Annotated in this window: 6 protein-coding genes; all 6 read right to left on the bottom strand. The window is 33.9% G+C overall.

The annotated features are described in order from the left end of the window. A partial coding sequence (locus EO766_RS17905; RefSeq protein WP_287101753.1) for a hypothetical protein occupies nt 1-242 on the bottom strand: 242 nt, incomplete at its 3' end. Continuing rightward, nucleotides 239-670, bottom strand: coding sequence for a hypothetical protein (locus EO766_RS17900; protein WP_287101752.1), 432 nt, complete (start codon nt 668-670; stop codon nt 239-241). The genes EO766_RS17900 and EO766_RS17905, both read right to left, overlap by 4 nt. A gap of 74 nt (nt 671-744) precedes the next feature. Further along, nucleotides 745-1152, bottom strand: a complete 408-nt coding sequence (locus tag EO766_RS17895; protein ID WP_287101751.1) for a hypothetical protein — start codon at nt 1150-1152, stop codon at nt 745-747. A 581-nt stretch (nt 1153-1733) separates the two neighbouring features. After that, the gene (locus EO766_RS17890) at nt 1734-2090 is read right to left on the bottom strand and encodes a hypothetical protein (protein WP_287101749.1); all 357 of its coding nucleotides are present in this window, start codon (nt 2088-2090) and stop codon (nt 1734-1736) included. 269 nt (nt 2091-2359) lie between these two features. Next, nucleotides 2360-2872, bottom strand: a complete 513-nt coding sequence (locus EO766_RS17885; protein WP_287101748.1) for an HNH endonuclease — start codon at nt 2870-2872, stop codon at nt 2360-2362. Next, on the bottom strand, nt 2862-3143 hold the full coding sequence (locus EO766_RS17880; protein ID WP_287101747.1) for an SH3 beta-barrel fold-containing protein: 282 nt from the start codon (nt 3141-3143) through the stop codon (nt 2862-2864). The genes EO766_RS17885 and EO766_RS17880 overlap by 11 nt, the downstream gene beginning before the upstream one ends. Between the last annotated feature and the right edge of the window lie 342 nt (nt 3144-3485).

Raw genomic sequence — 3485 nt, 5'->3', positions numbered from 1 at the left:
GGAAGAGATGAATCATCAATTGCATTCACTCTTTCCACCAATCGAGTAGCTTCAACCAAATTCTCGATTCTTTCGTTGATGACAACGCGTAATTCTAGGACTTGACTTTTGTCACTAATATTGATGATATTATCACAACCAACATCATCAAGAATAGTATCATTCCAATAATCAAAGTCGTTTTGAGCAGCACGTCTCAAAGTTGCCAGTTCTTTTTTTGAATTGATTACTAGTACACTCATATCCATTCCCTCATTTTAGACCAGAAGTTGGTTGGGGTTGTTGGTTTAGCTAATTTAGCGTTAGCATATTTGAGGATTGTATTGGCTTGTTCTTTGAGCCTTTCATCCTTTTTAACAAACTCTTGTTGTAGATCATTTATCAATTGAGCTTGTTGTAGAATTCTGTGTTGTGCACCTTTTAGTTCTGCTTGTGTGACAAACAATAGATGCTCTTGTTTGTCGAACTTTTCCTTTTCAATATAATCTGGACATTCCAATTCCAGATCTAAGTTAGTATGGACTTCAAACTCTACATCAGTAAGTGCATGAGCTTGACGACAATAATTAATCGTCATACCATTAGATGAATCATAATTAAATGATCCAAGAATACCAGAATCATTCATATGTTCTGATATATCTTCTGCTGGGATTACTATTTTAGCCATAACAATTTACCTTTTAGTTGTTAAGAAAGAAATTATATTATACTACAATTTCTTTCTTTTTCAACTGGGAGTTTTTAATGAAGAACAATCTTTTCAGACGGTGCTTCAGGTACCATCGAAGATGTTGAATCTGTTTTTTCCATTGATTCAGTCATCAATTGCATGATGGTTTCTTCAGGAGAAGGATAATGAATCTTCTCCCAATCAGGATTGAGTTGATCCATGGTCTGACAACAAAGATCACTGTATATTCCTTCCATCATAGATGATACAATCATCTTATGATGAATATAAGGTTTAATCGACTCAGGAGCCAAGTCATATGACCGTTGAACAGCTTGTGCCAATATAGCAACCAGTTGAGGTTTAACTTCCTCCAATTGGATGTTGAGAGCCTTTAGTGTAGGATCATTGTCCAAGATCTCCATTTGTTTTTGGCTACCCTTTAACATTTCTAACAGGAGTTTGATATTAGTTGACATTGTTCTCTCCTTTCATAGGATGGTTAATAAATTTAAAAAATATTATACTACTTTTTAAATTTATCAAAAAAAGTGATGAACTAATTAGTAATACAGTTGCAGGTTGACCTAATTAGTCCATCGAGGTAAGGTAATATATATGAACAACCAATGAAAGTCCAACACCCCATTGATTCGAATTACTAATCAGGTTAGGACTCGAACCTAACACTCTATTATGTCGTTCATGACCAACATAACCGCACATACCCAATGTACTTCTAATCAGTAATTCGAATGAACTCTCCGTATGAAAGTCCAAACGGGAACTTTAGTTCCAAGCCGGTTTTACCATAATTCATTCACATTGATTAACTTAGTCAGGGCCAATTCATTTTACACCATTCCTTCCCCACTGGGAATATATTGGCCGTTGATAAACAGAAAGATCCAATATGGGACGATATCTCTTTCAAACCGTCCGCGATCTGACATCGCTGCTATGATCCTTCTGACCTTTAGAGTGGATGGGTGGATTTGAACCACCCATTACCAAAGTTTAAAAATATTATATCTTTAAACTTCCATCCACTTATTACTGATTACTCAGCAGCAGGTTCTGCCGTTGTGGTAGCAGGAGCAACTGCAGCCACATCACGATGATTGACCAAACCAGCTTTTTCTTTCATTTTTTGGTAATACGTTGCTGCACCAGCTTGGGTCAGACCTGCTTCAGATTTCAACAGATTGATGATGTCTTTGCGTACCAGTTTGGTACCGTCGCCACCGACTTTGGCCAATTCACGATCCCAGATCGCACGACCTTTGGCAGCTTTGGATTCAACTTGAACCGCAACGGCAGCAGCAACAGCAACGTTTTGAGTGATTTGAGAATTGACGGCACCGAGAACGACAGCAGCATTGGTTTTTGCATTGGTTGTGTTGGTTTTTGTAGACATGATAGTCTCCTTAAAATGATATTAAAAATAAGATTGTTTATTACTTTTTACTACAACTATATTATCAATTAATTTTAAAAAATTTCAACTGGATAATTAATTTATATGTGTAATCCATTTGTTTCTTTATTATTAAATGATGAATATATTATCTCTCATTTAAAAATCTTTTCAACTGGGAAATTTAATTTATTCCTTCCTGTTAATCTAATTCTTAAATGATGAAATTATTATACTGAAATTTTATTTCTTTTCAACTGGGTAAAAAATTACCATTTAATATGTTTCCAATTTTTCCTATTACATATTCTGTGTACTGTTTGATACGCAATACCTAATATTTCAGCTTTATCTTTATAAAAACCTTTATAGTAACCTGTATCAAAATCATGCAATAATACACGAACTTGATCTTCCGTTAATACAGATTTATTATTTCGCTCTCCTCTTAATGAGCGACCAGCTTTAACCATATCTTGTCCATTGTCTTTGTGGGATCCTTGAACTAAATGGTTTGGATTAACACATCGTCTGTTATGACAAGTGTGTCGAACAACTTGTTCAGTAATTTCACCAACATACAACTTATATGAATATCTATGGGCTTGTATATACTCATACTTGTTAATTAATGGATCAACTCTAGGATGAAAATCACCATACCCATATTGGTTAATATAACCTAACCAATTCCAACATTCATCAGGAGATCCTCTAACGAATTTAGATTCAAATCTTTCTTGATTACTTAAAATTGGTTTTTGACCAATTTTAAGAACCATCTTGATCTACGATATCAAAAGAGATTACAGTGCCAACATTAAAAGATCTCCATTCTTGTTTTTGGATGTCAAATGTGCGCACCTGGTGATCAGGAACAGTTACCGTTCTTGTAGTTGCACCAGCAGGTGGTACTTGATCTGATTTAGTTGTACAGATCATTGTACGCTCTGTACCATCTGTTTTTTCAAACACAACGACACAGATATTGTCTCTTAGTCTTTCTGCATACCAATCTTTGGTATGATTCAATTTTGGTGTTAATGTAGTCATAATATATTCTCCTTTAGTTCGATTTATCAAAATATATTATACTACTTTTATTATTTTTCTTCAACTGGAATTTCCCAATTGATTTTATTTAAAAAAGTAGTATAATATTTAAAAAATAAAGGAGGTGAAATTAAACAGAATTAATATTAACCATGAAGGCATAACATAATGCTGGCCCCTCTACATTAATTGCTTCAGCTAATATTATTAATAATTAAACAAATATAGTACCCCGCTCTAGCGGTCATAAGTTATGTCCATATAATCTTATATTATTAATTATTATACCCTAATTAAATAATTAATCAACTGGGATTTCCCAGTTGATTTTATTCTTATTGG

Origin of the sequence: Hydrotalea sp. AMD (assembly GCF_004100315.1) — a bacterium.
Taxonomy (GTDB): domain Bacteria; phylum Bacteroidota; class Bacteroidia; order Chitinophagales; family Chitinophagaceae; genus Hydrotalea; species Hydrotalea flava.
The sequence above is the reverse complement of the archived record's forward strand: the minus strand, read 5'-3'. Positions and strand labels throughout refer to the sequence as shown.

Excerpts from the sequence above, each read along its gene's own strand:
- EO766_RS17900 (WP_287101752.1), bottom strand. The coding sequence starts at position 670 with ATGGCTAAAATAGTAATCCCAGCAGAAGATATATCAGAACATATGAAT.
- EO766_RS17895 (WP_287101751.1), bottom strand. The coding sequence starts at position 1,152 with ATGTCAACTAATATCAAACTCCTGTTAGAAATGTTAAAGGGTAGCCAA.
- EO766_RS17890 (WP_287101749.1), bottom strand. The coding sequence starts at position 2,090 with ATGTCTACAAAAACCAACACAACCAATGCAAAAACCAATGCTGCTGTC.
- EO766_RS17885 (WP_287101748.1), bottom strand. The coding sequence starts at position 2,872 with ATGGTTCTTAAAATTGGTCAAAAACCAATTTTAAGTAATCAAGAAAGA.
- EO766_RS17880 (WP_287101747.1), bottom strand. The coding sequence starts at position 3,143 with ATGACTACATTAACACCAAAATTGAATCATACCAAAGATTGGTATGCA.